Raw genomic sequence first — 435 nt, forward strand, 5'->3', positions numbered from 1 at the left:
TCCTTTTATCATATGCTTTTCTCTTTTCAATAAATTTAGAACACTCTCATTCTACCAAATTATAACCATTTTGCCACAAATAAGTCCACAAATAACAAAAATGAAAGTTTCTCTTAAAACAGAGAAACTTTCATTTTAGGTTTAATCGTTATTTGAACGGATCACAAATCCGCGTTTTTTATCATTGTGACGTTTACCGCCATCTTTTTGGCTGTTATTGTTTTTGCTATAACCGCCTTTTGATTTGTTTCCACGATAATTCCCGCCATCACGACGATTACGGTTGTTTCCGCCGCCACGTTTGCCATTTTTGTTGTATCCTTTTTTCTGCATTGGCAATGGACGTTCTGGTGTGATCTTCACTGGTACTGCATCAGCTGGATCTTTTGCTGTCGTTTTCAGCAGTAATGCAACCAAATCTTGTGCAGAATATTC

At 36.8% G+C, this 435-nt stretch carries 1 pseudogene; it reads right to left on the reverse strand.

Annotated features, from left to right (window positions below):
• Nucleotides 1-141: 141 nt before the first annotated feature.
• Nucleotides 142-435 (reverse strand): annotated as a pseudogene (locus tag FCS21_RS17850) (hypothetical protein); the annotation flags it as partial.

This window comes from Colwellia ponticola (genome assembly GCF_005885605.1).
In the GTDB taxonomy this organism is placed as follows: Bacteria; Pseudomonadota; Gammaproteobacteria; order Enterobacterales; family Alteromonadaceae; genus Colwellia; species Colwellia ponticola.